Raw genomic sequence first — 15,724 nt, forward strand, 5'->3', positions numbered from 1 at the left:
AAGAAGTATGTGCAGAAGCCTCCTCATAAGGGAACTTTTTGGTCGGAATATTCATTTGCTATAATCGCCTTCTTTTTTATGGTATTTGTGTCTTTTTTATTGTATTATTCTTCACTTCCAGAAAATTATGATAAAGAAACAGTAGGAAATATCGTACGCCATGAACTTAAATATGACATGACTCAAGGGCGAATGGGTGGTAGTGTTTCTTATTCTTTCGTAGTCTATTATCAATATATGGTTGGAGGAGAACATTATTCTAGCAAAGTTTCTTTGGGTTATACCAGACAGAATATCCCTTTTATTAAAAAAATAAAGGATTATGGCTCTATGTATCCTGTGACGGTTACATACGATAGCCATAATCCTCAAATTAGTACGATTGTTGTTGAGTGAAAGGGTTAATTGGTGACTGTTTTTCTACCGGTCACTTTTTTATTTCTTGTTCTTAGAATATTCAATTATCTTAGAAGAGAAGTCTACAAAATCGGTGAATAATTGTAGAATGCTTAACCATTAGAAGCTATGAGCATGAGCCAGCGGATTTATAATCCGCTGGTCTTTGGTATCAGGATTTTTAATCCGCTTATCTTATCCGATCGTTTAAAATCCTTTGTCTCTTTCGATTTTAATCGTACATTTATCCTCTCTAATCAAATTAGTATATCAATGGATACTGCGAATCGAGTTTTAGATGAATTATATTTTGTTACTTCTACCGTTGTTGATTGGATAGATATCTTTACCCGTCCTAAATACAAGCATATAATTCTGGAGTCACTAGCCTATTGTCAGGAGAAAAAAGGCTTAAGAATTTATGCCTGGGTATTAATGAGTAACCATTTGCATATGATTGTCAGTTCCGGAACAGAAGCATCTGTTTCGGATATCCTTCGAGATTTTAAAAAGTTCACTAGTAAACGTATTATGGCAGAACTCGAAACAGATCCTCAAGAAAGTCGTCGCGAATGGATGCTGGATCGTTTTCGCTTTGCCGGAGCTAATGACAAAAAAATATCTAAGTATCGTTTTTGGCAAGAAGGTAATCATCCCGAATTAATTTATTTGCATGACTTCTTTCTGCAAAAATTGAATTATATTCATAATAATCCGGTGAAGCAGGAGATTGTTGCACGGCAGGAAGATTATTTATATAGTTCGGCGGTGAGTTATGCGGGTGATAAAGGACTGCTAGAGGTGATTGTAGTTTAGGAAGGCAAGAGGTTAAGGAGTGGATTACAAATCCTGATACTCAAGCAATCGGATTGCAAATCCGATTGAACAGAGCAGATTGAACAGAGAACGGAAACCTACTTTAAATGATTTTATGGCGAACTTTCATGTAAGATGTGATGTTGTTTAGATAGAAAAATGTATCTTTGTAATGTAGTAAGTTTGATTCATTCATGCATTTAGAAAGAGTAAGAAATGAAGAGACCAGAGATTATAGAAGCTATTCGTGAAACATTAAAACGTGTTGCTCCCAATGCGCAGGCTATTTTATATGGCTCTGAGGCGCGTGGGGATGCCAGGCATGATAGTGATGTTGATTTACTCATTTTAGTGGAAGGTGACAAAATGACATTGGCTAAAGAAGAAGCTATCACATTACCTTTATATGAATTGGAATTGAAAACAGGTGTTAGTATTAGCCCGATAGTTGTTTTGAAGAAATTTTGGGAGAACCGGCCTTTTAAAACACCTTTTTATGTAAATGTGATAAACGAAGGTATTGTCTTATGAAAGAAATTCTAGATAAGGAAAGTAAGAAAGCACTGGTCGCTTATCGGATACAACGTGCTTATGAAACATTGAGAGAGGCTGAGGTTATGATACGTGAGTCATTCTATAATGCTGCTATTAACAGGCTGTATTATGCATGCTATTATGCAACTGTAGCTCTTCTTTTAAAATATGATATTCAAACGCAGACTCATAATGGGGTGAAGACGATGCTTGGTCTGCACTTTATTTCGACAGGAAAACTTCCTGTAAAAGTAGGAAAAACTTTTTCTACATTATTTGAGAAAAGGCATAGTGGAGATTATGATGACTTTGTATATTGTGACGAAGAAATGGTAAACAACTTATATCCACAAGCAGAGACTTTCATAAATAGTATTCAAGAATTAATAAGAGATAAAGAGTGGGAATCTATATAAGGAAGGTGAACCGTCCCAGTGGATTTTGAATCCGCTTGCTTCACTTATGTGTTGTTGATTTTTAAAAGAAGAGATTATGAGCAATAAAATTTATCCTATCGGTATTCAGAATTTTGAAAGCCTTCGTCAGGATGGTTATTTTTATATTGATAAAACGGCATTGATGTATCAAATGGTAAAGACCGGGCGTTATTACTTTTTGAGTCGTCCGCGCCGTTTCGGAAAGAGTCTGCTCATTTCTACTTTAGAGGCTTACTTTCAAGGAAAAAAAGAACTGTTTACCGGCTTGGCAGTAGAAAAGTTGGAAAAGGATTGGATTAAATATCCTATATTGCATCTCGACCTGAATATCGAGAAGTATGACACTCCGGAAAGTCTGGATAAGATATTGAATGATAATCTGGAATATTGGGAAAGCCAATACGGCACCCGTCCATCCGAGACATCTTTTTCCCTGCGTTTTGCAGGTATCATTCAGCGTGCTTGTGAGAAGACCGGACAACGTGTAGTTATTCTGGTAGATGAGTATGACAAACCTATGCTGCAAGCTATCGGTAATGAGGAACTGCAAAAGCAATTCCGAAATACTCTGAAGCCATTTTATGGCGCTTTGAAAACGAAGGACGGGTATATAAAGTTCGCTCTGCTCACCGGCGTGACAAAGTTTGGCAAAGTCAGTGTATTCAGTGATTTGAATAATCTGGATGATATTTCAATGTGGAATGAGTATGTCGAAATTTGTGGTGTCAGCGAGCGTGAAATCCATGAAAATCTGGAAGCGGAACTACATGAATTTGCAGCAGCACGTGGAATAACGTATGACAAACTCTGTGAAGATTTGAGAGAGTGTTATGACGGTTATCATTTTACGCACAATTCAATCGGCATGTACAACCCGTTCAGTCTGCTGAACGCTTTCAAGCGTAAGGAGTTTGGTAGTTATTGGTTTGAAACGGGTACGCCTACCTATTTGGTGAAATTGCTAAAAAAACATCATTATGACCTGGAGCGGATGGCACATGAAGAGACCGATGTCCAAGTGTTGAACAGTATAGATTCTGAATCCACCAATCCCATCCCGGTAATTTATCAGAGTGGATACCTAACCATTAAGGGGTATGATGAAGAATTTGGAATGTATCGCTTGGGTTTCCCCAATCGCGAAGTGGAAGAAGGTTTTATCCGCTTCCTGCTTCCTTTTTATGCGAACGTAAATAAGGTCGAGTCGCCTTTTGAGATTCAGAAGTTTGTTCGTGAAGTGCGTTCCGGTGATTATAACTCTTTCTTCCGCCGTCTGCAAAGTTTCTTTGCAGACACTACTTACGAAGTGATTCGGGACCAGGAGCTACATTACGAAAATGTTCTTTTTATCGTTTTTAAACTGCTAGGTTTCTACACCAAGGTAGAGTATCATACGAGTGAAGGGCGCATCGACCTTGTCTTGCAGACCGATAAATTTATTTATATCATGGAATTTAAGTTGAACGGTACGGCAGAAGATGCTTTACAGCAGATTAACGACAAGAATTATGCTCTTCCTTTCGAAATGGACGGACGTAAACTCTTTAAAATAGGAGTAAATTTCAGTGCGGAAACCCGTAATATTGAAAAGTGGATTGTAGAAACAAAAAACTAGCCCGGCAAATAGTGAGGCTAGTCTTTTGAAGTCATAAGTCTTTTTATTCTTTTATTTCCGGAACTAATATAAATTTCGTATCCGGGAAATACTTCTTCAGCCAGTTTTGAATGAAGTTCATCGTATCATTCTGAATCGTTTTATCTTTTACGGTAGGATACATATTATAAAGTACTGTATCCAGTACAATACCGTGTTTTTGTATGGCTTCAAGGCTAAGCAAAGTATGATTGATGCTTCCCAATTTACCGGAAGTAACAAAGATAAGCGGATAATTCTCTTGGGCAATGTAGTCTATTGTCAGAAGCTCTGTTGTTAGCGGAACCATTAAGCCACCTGCGCCTTCGAGCAGAACAAAATCATAGCGTTCGCTCAACTCTTCCGTAGCACGTTTGATTTTGCCGAAGTCAATGGGACGGTTATCCAGTTGGGAAGCTAGATGCGGAGAGGCGGGATAAGAGAAAATTTCCGGCATAGTCAGTCCTTTTTTGTCTTCTTCTGTAAAGGAGATTCCCATGATACGACGATGCAAATCAATATCCTCGGAGTGACCAATGTTTCCTGTTTGGATAAACTTTTGAGTGATGGTACGCTGTCCGTTCTTGTTCCATTCACGAGCTAGAAATCCGGTGGCGTAGCTCTTGCCGGCATCGGTGTCGATACCGCTTACGAAATATACATTCTGTTTCATACTTTTTTCTTTTTTGCGATGATATAAATAGGGTGATAGGTCAGGGACACTGAAGTGCCTTGGGTAAATTCTTGTGTGTAACGTTCACTGAATAACTGCAAGTCACGACGTGTCCGCAGTTGTTGGGAAGAGGTGCCGGATATTCCGGTTACTCCTGTCTGCTTCAAATGATAAAGTACTTTTATGGGGTTATCAAACGAAAGAGAAATAAGTTCTTCTTCCGAATGGAGTATGTCAAAGTGGGATGACAAGGCTGTTACAAGCTCTTCCCGTGAACGATAAGGGAGCCCGTTTCCTGTTAACTCTCGTATCTCTTTCATATTCTCTTTACCGAAAGTGCTGAAAGCGAAATAGCCTTGGCTATTAAGCAGGGCGTTGCACCTTTTGAAAAAGTTTTCAGGAGATTCGAACCATTGCAGAGCCGAGCAGGAAGTAATTAATGTACTTTCAGCGGGGAAAGGAACTGTTTCTGCATCTCCCGGAAGAAAGGAAACTTGTTCTTTTCTTAATATATCCTCACAACAATACTTCATTTCCGGGCAAAGGTCGTTTAGTAATAATTCTTCCGGCCGAAGAGCCTGAAGTAGCATACGGGAATAAATACCTGTACCGCATCCGAACTCAATCACTTTTGAACAAGGAAAAGAGATGTGTTCTGTAAGCAGGTGAATCATTTTATCTGCTATCTGCCGCTGTACGTTTGCTTCCTGGGGATAAGTAGCAATGGCTTTAGAGAAACGTTCGGCGATTAGTTGTTTATCCATAAATCGATCATTAGTTGATTTGCATGATTACATTATCAAAAAGGTCTTGTTGATAATGAGCGGCTTCTGTATATTCAAGGGAATCCACTTTGTTTCTCCATGCCAACCATTGGCTATCCGGCAGGAAGATACGGTCGCTCTTTCCTATGATGGCTCTTTGCCATGCAAAATCCGACGGTGGCAATGATAAGTATTGCTTTTGTATGGCAGCAAGCTCTTCTTTGAGCTCTTCAACGGGACGTTGGGGAGCTACTGTCTGAAAAGCCTTGTAATCGGCTGCTGAACCGCACATTCTTCTTTGAAACTTTTGCAGGGATTGTTCATTCAGTCCTTGCAGGGTTCCTTCAAAAATGGTAGGAGTAATCCCTTTCGTTTCATGTATAGGAGAAAGAGTCCCATTGATAGCGATACTTTGGGAAAGGGGCAGGGATGGATATTGTTTCATTATCTGTGAGGCTGCCCATACTCCCATTGACCAGGCAATGAGGGTGATTTCGGAATATTCTTGCAAAATGTCGGCATCGAACTCTAATGAACGATAATCATAGCAAATCATCCAGTCCTTATCGGTCGGGTGAATTTGCAGGAATGGAGTTTCATCCATTCCCCAGCCTGCGAAGAAAAGCAATAGATGCTTTTGATTATTCTTTATGATAAAATACTGTTTCATCCGTTTATCAGTTTAATGAGTTGGTCGATTTCATGTTCAGTGATGTCCGCTGTCAGTGAGAAGCGGATGCGTGAAGTCCCTTCGGGAACCGTAGGCGGACGTACCGGCAATGCGTAAAATCCTTTGCGTTGGAGTTCTTCTGCTTTCAATATGGTATCTTCACTTGCTCCGACAATCATAGGGACAATGTGGCTTACCGAGGGGCAATTGTATCCTTTGGTTGTAAGGGCTTCCTTTAGCTTTTCACTGATTTGTAGCAGGTGAGTTCTCTTATGTTGTAAAGCTGGAAGACGTTCTAACACCCATGAAGTCCACTGAATATTGATAGGAGGAAGTGCAGTGGTGAATATAAACGTGCGCATTTTATTGATTAGATATTCCCGAATCAGTTTCCGGCAGACAATATACGCTCCTGCCGAGGCAATGGCTTTCCCGAATGTACCTATTAGAAAGTCTATATCGTTGATACATTCTTGTTCTTCAGCACATCCTAATCCTTTTTTCCCTCGTACACCAAAAGCATGAGCCTCATCTATATAAAGAAGAATATTGGAATAGCTCTTTTTGAGTTGAATGAGAGCGGGAAGATCAGCTTCATCGCCATCCATGCTGAAGATACTTTCGGTAACAATAATAATCTGCTCATAAGCGTTATGATTTTCAGCAATCAGTCGCTGCAACTGGGAAATATCATTGTGACGATACCGGACACATTTAGCTGATGATAATTTAATTCCGTCTATCAGGCTTGCATGCACCAGCTTGTCAGCAAGAATCAGGGTGTGAGTGTTGCAAATGGCAGGAAGTATTCCTGTATTGGCATGATAACCACTATTGAATATGAGTGCACTTTCGGTTCCGAACATGGTGGCTAGCTGTTGCTCCAACTTCTGATAGTCACTAAAATTACCGGTCAATAACCGGGAAGAAGAGGAGGTAGGCAGGAAAGTTTCGGGAGTGAGCGTCCTTAAGAATTCCTCCCTCAATGAAATGTCATTGGCCAGTCCGAGATAATCATTAGAAGATAGGTTCAACATTCGTTGTCCGTTCAGCAGAACATCTCGCCCCTCGTGGATTAGCGGTGGGAGAGAACGGTAATTCTTTTTCTCTTTCAAGGTTTGGAGTTCCTGGTTTATATACTCTAATGTCATGAATTGTTATTTTAAGTAATCAGTATTCGATAGATGAATGATTGAAAGTGTAATCTGTTGCTTATAAGATGTTTATCGTCAGAAGGACTATCCCGGAAGTTTCTCACCGACCAAGGCATCCTTCCTCGGTGAGGAAAGGTCCGTTCCTCACCGAGGAACACCCTTTTGCTCACCGAGGAACAGATCCTTGGGTGAAAATCCGGTAATATTCTTTTTATCTGTCATCTTTTTTGAATGACTTTAAGTAACCCGGAAGTCAGTTTGCTTAATTGTTCCGAAGTAATGATGAAAGGCGGCATCAGATATACCAGTTTGCCAAAGGGACGTACCCAGATTCTTTCTTCCACAAATCGTCGTTGCATATAGGCCATATTTACCGGACGCTTCATCTCAATGACTCCGATAGCTCCGAGTATTCGTACATCAGCTACTTCCGGAAATTCCCGTGCAGGTGCCAGTTCTTCTTTCAGTTGAGTTTCGATTCGCTTCACATTCTCTTGCCAATCGGATTCGAGTAATAGGCGAACGGAAGCGCAAGCTACTGCACACGCAAGTGGATTACCCATAAATGTAGGCCCGTGCATAAAAGCTCCCGGTGCATGGTTGGAGATGGTATCTGCTATCCGGTTACTGGCTAATACAGCAGAAAGTGTCATATATCCTCCGGTCAGTGCTTTGCCGATGCACATGATATCCGGTTCTACTCCGGCGTGTTCCCAAGCAAAAAGTTTGCCGGTACGTCCGAATCCCGTTGCTATTTCATCGAAGATTAGAAGAATATCGTGCTTCCGGCAAAGCTTTTCTGCTTCACGCAGATACTGCGGATGATAAAACCACATTCCACCTGCTCCTTGTACCACCGGTTCCAGGATAAGCGCCGCTAACTCTTTTGAATGTTTTTCAATTATCTCTTGCAGAGGCAGTATATCTTCCGGATTCCATTCTCCGTCGAACCGGGAAGTGGGGGACGGGACAAAATAACGTACAGGCAATGCTGAACCGAAAAGACTGTGCATACCCGTCACCGGATCACATACAGACATGGCATTCCACGTATCACCGTGATAGCCGGAACGGATAGTCACGAAATTGTTCTTTTCCGGTTTTCCTGCTGCATACCAATATTGTACAGCCATTTTCAGTGCCACTTCTACGGCTACCGAACCGGAGTCTGCATAGAATATTTTCTGCATGGAGGAAGGAACCAAAGGCAATAATAGTTTCCCCAATTCAATGGCCGGATCATGCGTCAGTCCTCCGAACATGACATGAGACATTTTATCTAATTGTTCTTTTGCCGCCTGATTCAATACCGGATGATTATATCCATGCACTGCACACCACCAGGAAGACATTCCGTCAATGAGCGTTTGTCCGTCTTCGAGGGTAATGGTAACACCGTCTGCCCGTTTCACTTTGTAGACAGGAAGCGGATCGGTGGTAGAAGTGTACGGATGCCAGATATGTTCGCGGTCAAATTGGGAAGCGGCGAAATGATAACCTTCTTCCTGAATCATCTTTTTGTCTTCCGATACTTTGGAACCGAGAGTTGTCAGCAGGTCGCCTACGATAGCCGAGTTAATACCGATATATAATGCTTTGTGCATCGCCTCGGAAGAAAGTTGTGAACGTCCTCCGGCAAATCTTAGAAAAGCTGTCGGATTAATAAAACGAAAGATAGCGATGGTTTTAAGTATTTCTTCTTCGCTTAAAGGCTGCTCGTTTTCCAGTGGAGTTCCCGGAATCGGACTAAGCAGGTTGATAGGTATGGACTGAACATTCAGTTCTTTTAAAGTGAAAGCAAATTCAATCCGTTGCTCCATCGTTTCTCCCATACCGATGATACCTCCGCAGCAGATATCCATGCCTACACGGCGGGCTGCATCAAGAGTAGCTCGTTTTTGTTCTTGTGTATGCGTAGTACAGAGTTTGGAAAAATAAGACGGAGCCGTTTCCAGGTTACAGTGATAACGGGTGATTCCGGCTTCGTATAGGGAACGTAGCTCTTCTTCGTTAAGTAACCCCAGAGAAGCACAGAGCTGAATGGACGAGTGACGTCGCATTTGGCGAACGGTATCGCAAAGTTGGGTGATCTGTTTGGGAGATGGTTTTCGTCCGCTGGTAACGAGAGAGAAACGGTTGACGTCTTGGGCTTCATTGTATTTCGCCTGTCGGAGACATTCTTCAGCGGGAAGGAGATCGTAAATATCGGCTTTAGTCTTGTAGTGAGAGGATTGTGCACACCATTTACAGTTTTCCGGGCATCGGCCGGACTTGGCGTTGATGATGGAACACATGTCGAATTCGTGCGAAGCACGTGCGACGGTAATCTCATGTGCGGCGGCATATAGCGCCTCGCTGTCAGCCATGTTGGCTAGCCAAGCGGCTTGGTCGGGCGAAATATCAATGCCTGCCAACACTTGGTCTTTTATTTCCTGAAGTGTCATAAATGTATGATAAGGGATAGTAATTTTAGCATTCTGCTTGCGAAGGGCAACGTCCACAACATTGATGTGCAGATGACCGATTTGGAATTCACGTCCCATACTCGCAAAAGCGGCATAGTTCTTTCTGCCCCAATAACGGAAGCGGGAAAGAAGAGTACGTGTGGTCTGTATGTGGCGTTGTTGCTTCATTGATTTTTTACTTTTGTTCGTTAGAACGTGGCAAATGTACAAAGATTCTTTGGATAAGCAAGCAAGTTTACGATTTCTGATATCCGTACTTTTATTTCTTTTTCCTGTATTCTTTGCGTAAGTTGAAATTGAATCCGGCATATATCTGAAGAGTGCCGAAACCATTGTCTACAGAGAAATTATTCCGGTGGTAATTATAGTTTTTCCCAACGAAAGAAGTACCTACAAAGTATTTTCCGTTATTATAAACAACCCCTGCACGGAGTAGAAAATCCAGATTAAATTTGCCGTACCATGCTTTTCCTTCGTGAGTTTCCGCATCTACATCAGAGGCTTTATAGGCAATGGCAGGGGTGAGAGACAAACATGCCAGGCAGTTGCGGGCAAAGACCCAGTTGTAGGCATATCCGAAACTGATATTGGCATTGGTATATTTTATATCCTTGACTTTCATACCGGGATTCATTGTCTGCTGTAGAAAATCAGGAAGTTCTGTGTAGTCGAAGTCGAGATGATGCTTTGAAATAGAAAAACCGGCAATAAATGTTCCCGCGTTGCGTCGTTGGTTGGTGGACTGGCTGAAGGCGGCCGGATAAGAGAATTTTCTGTTATTGAAGATATAATATAAGTTCAGCCCTTTTATATCCACCTTTATTCCACTGAAATCCTCGGAATAGTTGGAGGGAATATCTTCAGAAAATCCTCTGATCTTATGTATCTTGTAATTGTTTCCGGTACGGCGGTAGAATATATCTACACCAAGTTTGGAACTATATAAGCTAAGGTCAAATTCTGTACCTCTATTCTTCCGGTTGGTTTTCCGATAGATATCATCCACATCTACGGACCATCCCAGGAAAATCCATCGCCAGCCGAAATACAGTCCTATTTTATTATGCGGGTTAGGAGAGAAACTAAGTTTTTGTGGTTGAGGCTGTTCGCTGGTGACAGAGTAATATTCGAAGTTGCTGAAATGAGTAGCCATCAACGCATAATTATAACGGTTCGGGCTGATATAGAGCGTATCAAAATCACTGAAATTCATAAATTTCTTGATTGCTCTTTTGAAAGGACTGGGCTGGGTGACCGTTGTGGAATCTATTCTTGTGCTATCATTTGTAGAAAGGGTTTTCTTTTCACTTTGCGCCTGTAAGGACAGTGAAAATAACAGAAATAGATATAGAATAACCCGTTTCCCCATGTGGTTCTTTGTTGTTTTAGATGTTTTTCGTTTCACGAATGTACTACCTTTCGTTGATTTATGCTAGTAATCTTCTAAAAAATGTTTCGTTTCCTAAACAAAAAAGTTCAATATACTGTTAGTTACAACAAGCAAATAAATCTTAAGCCACAAAATTATGAGAATCTATTTACGTTTATTAGTCGTGTCTCTTCTGCTTTTTGCAGGAAATATAGTATATGCGGAAGCACAGCAGGAGAAACGCGTGACGGGTACGGTGACTTCTGAAGGGGAGCCCTTGCCTGGTGTCTCCGTACAATTGAAAGGAGCATCCTCCGGCACCATCACTGATATTGATGGAAATTATTCAATTGAAGTTCCTGCTACCGGCACTTTAGTGTTCCGCTTTGTAGGAATGAGATCGGTAGAGCAACCGGTGAATAACCGAAGTGTGATTAATGTCACGTTGGAATCGGAAAGTAAAGAACTGGAAGAAGTAATGGTAGTAGCTTATGCTACCGCTAAGAAGTATAGTTTTACCGGAGCAGCTTCGACGATGAAAGCAGGTGAGATTGAAAAGCTACAGACTTCGAGCGTATCGCGCGTATTAGAAGGGACGGTGTCCGGAGTGCAGGCTAGTGCGGCAAGCGGGCAGCCGGGTACGGATGCGGAAATCCGTATTCGTGGTATCGGATCTATCAATGCATCCAGTGCTCCGCTTTATGTGGTGGACGGTGTTCCGTTCGACGGTAGTGTGAACTCTATCAATCCTGATGATATATCTTCGATGACAGTATTGAAAGATGCGGCTTCTGCTGCTTTATACGGTTCACGTGGCGCAAATGGAGTGATTATTATCACAACCAAGCAAGGAGATCAAAATACCAAAGCGACCGTAAAGGTAAAAGCCTCTTTAGGAGGTTCCAATCGTGCCGTGCGTGATTATGATCGCGTCAGTACCGATCAATACTTTGAATTGTATTGGGAAGCACTTCGCAATCAGTACGCCAAGAGCGCGGATTATACTCCGGCAACTGCTGCGGCACAAGCATCCAAAGACCTGGTTACGAAATTGATGGGAGGTGGCCCCAATCCATACGGTCCCCAATATACGCAACCGGTCGGTACAGATGGAAAATTGGTGGCAGGTGCCCGTCCATTATGGAATTCAGACTGGAGTGACGCCATGGAACAACAGGCACTTCGTACAGAGTTGAATCTAAGTGTTTCCGGAGGCGGAAAAGCAAATCAGTATTTCTTTTCAGCCGGCTACCTGAATGATAAAGGTATTGCGCTTGAATCGGGTTATCAGCGTTTCAATCTTCGTTCCAATATCACCAGCGAAATGACTTCCTGGTTGAAGGGAGGAGTCAATTTGAGTTTTGCACATTCTATGCAGAACTATCCGGTTTCTTCTGACTCCAAAACCAGTAATGTGATTACTGCAGGACGTACCATGCCGGGATTTTATCCGATTTATGAAATGAATACCGACGGTAGTTACAAATTGGATGAGAATGGAGACCGCATTTATGACTTCGGCTCTTATCGTCCTTCCGGTTCGATGGCAAACTGGAATCTGCCGGCTACTTTGCCTTTGGATAAATCAGAACGAATGAAAGATGAAGTCTCCGGTCGTACTTTCTTGGAAGCTACGATTATTGAGGGATTGAAATTCAAGACTAGTTTCAACTTTGACTTGATTAATTATAATACGTTGGATTATACGAACCCCCAATTAGGTCCGGCTAAAGAAAACGGCGGCGGTGTCAGCCGAATGAATACCCGTACTTTCTCTTGGACATGGAATAATATTGCTACGTATGACAAGACAATTGGTGAACATCATTTTAATGTTCTTGCCGGCGTGGAGGCCTATTCCTACCGCTACGATGAACTGACGGCATCACGTTCCAAAATGGCGCAGCCTGATATGCCGGAACTAGTAGTTGGTTCACAGTTGACCGGAGGTTCGGGGTATCGCATCGACTATGCGTTGGTGGGTTATCTGACTCAAGCATTATACGACTATCAAAATAAATATTTCTTCTCGGCATCCTATCGTCGCGACGGTTCTTCACGTTTTGCGCCGGAGACCCGCTGGGGAAATTTCTGGTCGTTGGGTACTTCCTGGCGTATCGACCGGGAAGAGTTTATGGCAAGTACTTCCGACTGGCTTTCTGCCTTGACTCTGAAAATGAGCTATGGTGCGCAGGGAAATGATAACCTAGGTACTTATTATGCGAGTAAAGGACTTTATACCATTGTTTCCAATTTGGGAGAAAATGCGTTAGTGTCCGACCGTATGGCGACTCCGAATCTGAAATGGGAAACGAACCTCAACTTTAATGTAGGTATCGACTTCTCCCTGTTTAATAATCGTTTTTCCGGTTCATTTGATTTCTTTACACGTCGTTCGAAAGACCTGCTTTATTCACGTCCGATAGCTCCTTCCCTGGGATATGGTTCTATTGACGAAAATGTAGGAGCCTTGAAGAATACAGGTATAGAAATGGTGCTTAACGGAACGATTATCAATCAGAATGGTTGGGTATGGAAACTGGGTATGAACTTGACGCATTATAAGAATAAGGTGACAGACCTCCCATTGAAAGATATGCCGCGAAGTGGTGTGAACAAGTTGCAGGTAGGTCGTTCGGTGTATGATTTCTATATGATAGAGTGGGCAGGAGTAGATCCGGAAAATGGAGATCCGCTGTGGTATAAGGATGAGGTGGATGCAAATAAGAATCCGACCGGAAAACGTGTCACAACAAATGATTATGGTTCGGCTGACTATTATTATGTCAACAAATCGTCTCTTCCGAAAGTATATGGCGGATTCAATACGTCTCTTTCTTGGAAAGGATTTGATCTTTCGGCTATCTTTGCTTACAGTATCGGTGGATATATCTACAATCGTGATGTTACAATGATTCTGCACAATGGAAGTTTGGAGGGTCGCGACTGGTCGACGGAGATTCTAAGAAGATGGACTCCCGACAATCGCTATACCGATGTCCCTGCTTTGAGTACTACTTCTAATAACTGGAACTCGGCTTCCACTCGCTTCTTGCAGAATAATTCGTATATGCGATTGAAAAACCTGACACTTTCCTATAACTTACCCAAACAATGGATTAGTAAGTTGTCATTGAGCAGTGTGCAGGTATATGTACAAGGAGATAATCTGTTTACCATTCACCGGAATCAGGGACTAGACCCTGAACAGGGAATTACCGGTATCACTTATTACCGTTATCCGGCTATGCGAACCATCTCCGGAGGTATCAATGTTTCTTTCTAAATTCAGACTAAATTATGAGAAAAATAAAAATTCAATCCATTCTTGCGGCAGTTGCCGGACTTTTCCTGGCAACGAGTTGTAGCAGCAGTTTTTTGGATACGGACCCCACAGATGCGGTAAGTTCGGATAAGGTATCTGTACCCGAAAATGCGGAGGCACTTGTGAATGGTGCCTGGTATAATCTGTTTGATTATTCAAGTACCTATGCCAATATCGGTTATCGGGCACTTCAGTGTCTGGATGATATGATGGCAAGTGATATTGTTTCCCGTCCGAAATATGGTTTTAACTCTTCGTATCAGTTTAATGATATAGCGCAATCCTCAAATGGTAGAACAGAGTTTGCCTGGTATCTGATATATAAAACGATAGATAATTGTAACACTGCCATTTCTATCAAGGGGGATTCGGAAGAACTCCGTCAGGCACAGGGACAAGCATTGGCATTACGCGCCTTTTGTTATTTGCACTTGGTACAGCATTATCAATTCACCTACTTGAAAGATAAAGATGCTCCGTGTGTTCCTATATATACCGAACCTAGCAATAGTTCCACTGTACCGAAAGGAAAATCAACAGTGGCACAGGTTTATCAGCTTATTTTCGACGATCTCACTTTGGCGAAGGACTATTTGAAAAACTATGTCCGCAGCGGTGATAATCAAAAGTTCAAACCGAATGTTGCAGTGGTTGACGGTCTTTTGGCTCGCGCTTACTTGCTGACCGGACAATGGGAAGAAGCCGCAAAAGCTGCCGAAGCAGCACGTGCAGGATATACGTTGATGACAACTACAGCCGAGTACGAAGGTTTTAATAATATTTCCAATAAAGAATGGATATGGGGATTTCCTCAAATTCCTTCCCAATCGGATGCCAGCTATAATTTCTATTATTTGGATGCAACATACGTAGGAGCATATAGCAGCTTTATGGCTGATCCCCATCTGAAAGATACATTTACCGAAGGTGATATTCGTTTACCTTTGTTTCAGTGGATGCGTGAAGGGTATTTGGGATATAAGAAATTTCACATGCGTGCAGATGATACGGCTGATCTGGTCTTGATGCGTGCTGCTGAAATGTATTTGATAGAAGCGGAGGCGAAAGTTCGTGACGGCGTAGCGTTGGCACAGGCTGTAGCTCCATTGAATACATTGCGTAATGCCCGTGGAGTAGGGGATTATGAGGTGACAGGAAAATCACAGGAAGATGTAATCAATGAGATACTGATGGAACGTCGTCGTGAACTTTGGGGAGAAGGATTTGGTATTACCGATATACTTCGTACACAAAAGGCAGTAGAACGTGTTGCTTTGTCGGATGAGATGCAAAAGACAGAAGTCGATTGCTGGCAGGAGGGTGGTAGCTTTGAAAAACGAAATCCTCTGGGACATTGGTTCCTCAACTTCCCGAACGGTAAACCGTTTACAGTAAATAGCACCTATTATTTATATGCTATTCCACAGAAAGAAATTAACGCTAACCCTAACATATAAATAGCTCTCTTAATTTTTTGACTTTGACCTT

The 15,724-nt window shown here is 42.1% G+C and carries 13 protein-coding genes; 7 read left to right on the top strand and 6 right to left on the bottom strand.

What is annotated here, in order from left to right:
* The first annotated feature begins 9 nt into the window (after window positions 1-9).
* The 5 genes from BSAG_RS18955 (at window position 10) to BSAG_RS18935 (ending at window position 3,798) form a co-directional block, all read left to right on the top strand.
* Window positions 10-396: a DUF3592 domain-containing protein gene (locus BSAG_RS18955; protein ID WP_225473796.1), complete on the top strand. Its 387-nt coding sequence runs from the start codon at window positions 10-12 to the stop codon at window positions 394-396.
* 129 nt (window positions 397-525) lie between these two features.
* Window positions 526-1,212 (top strand): REP-associated tyrosine transposase, encoded by a 687-nt coding sequence (locus BSAG_RS18950; protein WP_004316067.1) that lies wholly within the window; start codon window positions 526-528, stop codon window positions 1,210-1,212.
* 216 nt (window positions 1,213-1,428) lie between these two features.
* Window positions 1,429-1,743, top strand: a complete 315-nt coding sequence (locus BSAG_RS18945; protein WP_004316066.1) for a nucleotidyltransferase domain-containing protein — start codon at window positions 1,429-1,431, stop codon at window positions 1,741-1,743.
* Window positions 1,740-2,162, top strand: a complete 423-nt coding sequence (locus tag BSAG_RS18940; protein WP_004316065.1) for a HEPN domain-containing protein — start codon at window positions 1,740-1,742, stop codon at window positions 2,160-2,162. The genes BSAG_RS18945 and BSAG_RS18940 overlap by 4 nt, the downstream gene beginning before the upstream one ends.
* A gap of 76 nt (window positions 2,163-2,238) precedes the next feature.
* Window positions 2,239-3,798: an ATP-binding protein gene (locus BSAG_RS18935; RefSeq protein ID WP_008019626.1), complete on the top strand. Its 1,560-nt coding sequence runs from the start codon at window positions 2,239-2,241 to the stop codon at window positions 3,796-3,798.
* A 43-nt stretch (window positions 3,799-3,841) separates the two neighbouring features.
* Here BSAG_RS18935 and bioD read toward each other — a convergent pair whose 3' ends face one another.
* The 6 genes from bioD to BSAG_RS18915 all read right to left on the bottom strand — a co-directional run bounded on the left by bioD (window position 3,842) and on the right by BSAG_RS18915 (window position 10,911).
* Window positions 3,842-4,489, bottom strand: a complete 648-nt coding sequence (bioD, locus tag BSAG_RS18930) for a dethiobiotin synthase (RefSeq protein ID WP_004316902.1) — start codon at window positions 4,487-4,489, stop codon at window positions 3,842-3,844.
* The gene (gene bioC, locus BSAG_RS0222610) at window positions 4,486-5,253 is read right to left on the bottom strand and encodes a malonyl-ACP O-methyltransferase BioC (protein ID WP_004316903.1); all 768 of its coding nucleotides are present in this window, start codon (window positions 5,251-5,253) and stop codon (window positions 4,486-4,488) included. The genes bioD and bioC overlap by 4 nt, the downstream gene beginning before the upstream one ends.
* A 10-nt stretch (window positions 5,254-5,263) precedes the next feature.
* Window positions 5,264-5,923 carry a DUF452 family protein gene (locus BSAG_RS0222615; RefSeq protein WP_004316904.1) on the bottom strand — a complete coding sequence of 220 codons (660 nt, stop codon included), beginning with the start codon at window positions 5,921-5,923 and terminating at the stop codon, window positions 5,264-5,266.
* A complete protein-coding gene (locus BSAG_RS18925) occupies window positions 5,920-7,074 on the bottom strand; it encodes an 8-amino-7-oxononanoate synthase (protein ID WP_004316905.1) in 1,155 nt (384 codons plus the stop codon). The genes BSAG_RS0222615 and BSAG_RS18925 overlap by 4 nt, the downstream gene beginning before the upstream one ends.
* 221 nt (window positions 7,075-7,295) lie before the next feature.
* Window positions 7,296-9,710 carry an adenosylmethionine--8-amino-7-oxononanoate transaminase gene (bioA, locus tag BSAG_RS18920; RefSeq protein ID WP_004316906.1) on the bottom strand — a complete coding sequence of 805 codons (2,415 nt, stop codon included), beginning with the start codon at window positions 9,708-9,710 and terminating at the stop codon, window positions 7,296-7,298.
* Window positions 9,711-9,801: 91 nt separating this feature from the next.
* Window positions 9,802-10,911 carry a DUF4421 domain-containing protein gene (locus tag BSAG_RS18915; protein ID WP_008997356.1) on the bottom strand — a complete coding sequence of 370 codons (1,110 nt, stop codon included), beginning with the start codon at window positions 10,909-10,911 and terminating at the stop codon, window positions 9,802-9,804.
* Window positions 10,912-11,068: 157 nt separating this feature from the next.
* On the opposite strand from BSAG_RS18915, the gene BSAG_RS18910 reads away from it, so the two are divergent.
* A complete protein-coding gene (locus BSAG_RS18910; protein ID WP_004316909.1) occupies window positions 11,069-14,197 on the top strand; it encodes a SusC/RagA family TonB-linked outer membrane protein in 3,129 nt (1,042 codons plus the stop codon).
* Window positions 14,198-14,211: 14 nt separating this feature from the next.
* The gene (locus tag BSAG_RS18905; RefSeq protein WP_008019633.1) at window positions 14,212-15,693 is read left to right on the top strand and encodes a RagB/SusD family nutrient uptake outer membrane protein; all 1,482 of its coding nucleotides are present in this window, start codon (window positions 14,212-14,214) and stop codon (window positions 15,691-15,693) included.
* Window positions 15,694-15,724: the final 31 nt, after the last annotated feature.

The sequence above is a fragment of the Bacteroides sp. D1 genome, from assembly GCF_000157095.2.
In the GTDB taxonomy this organism is placed as follows: Bacteria; Bacteroidota; Bacteroidia; order Bacteroidales; family Bacteroidaceae; genus Bacteroides; species Bacteroides xylanisolvens.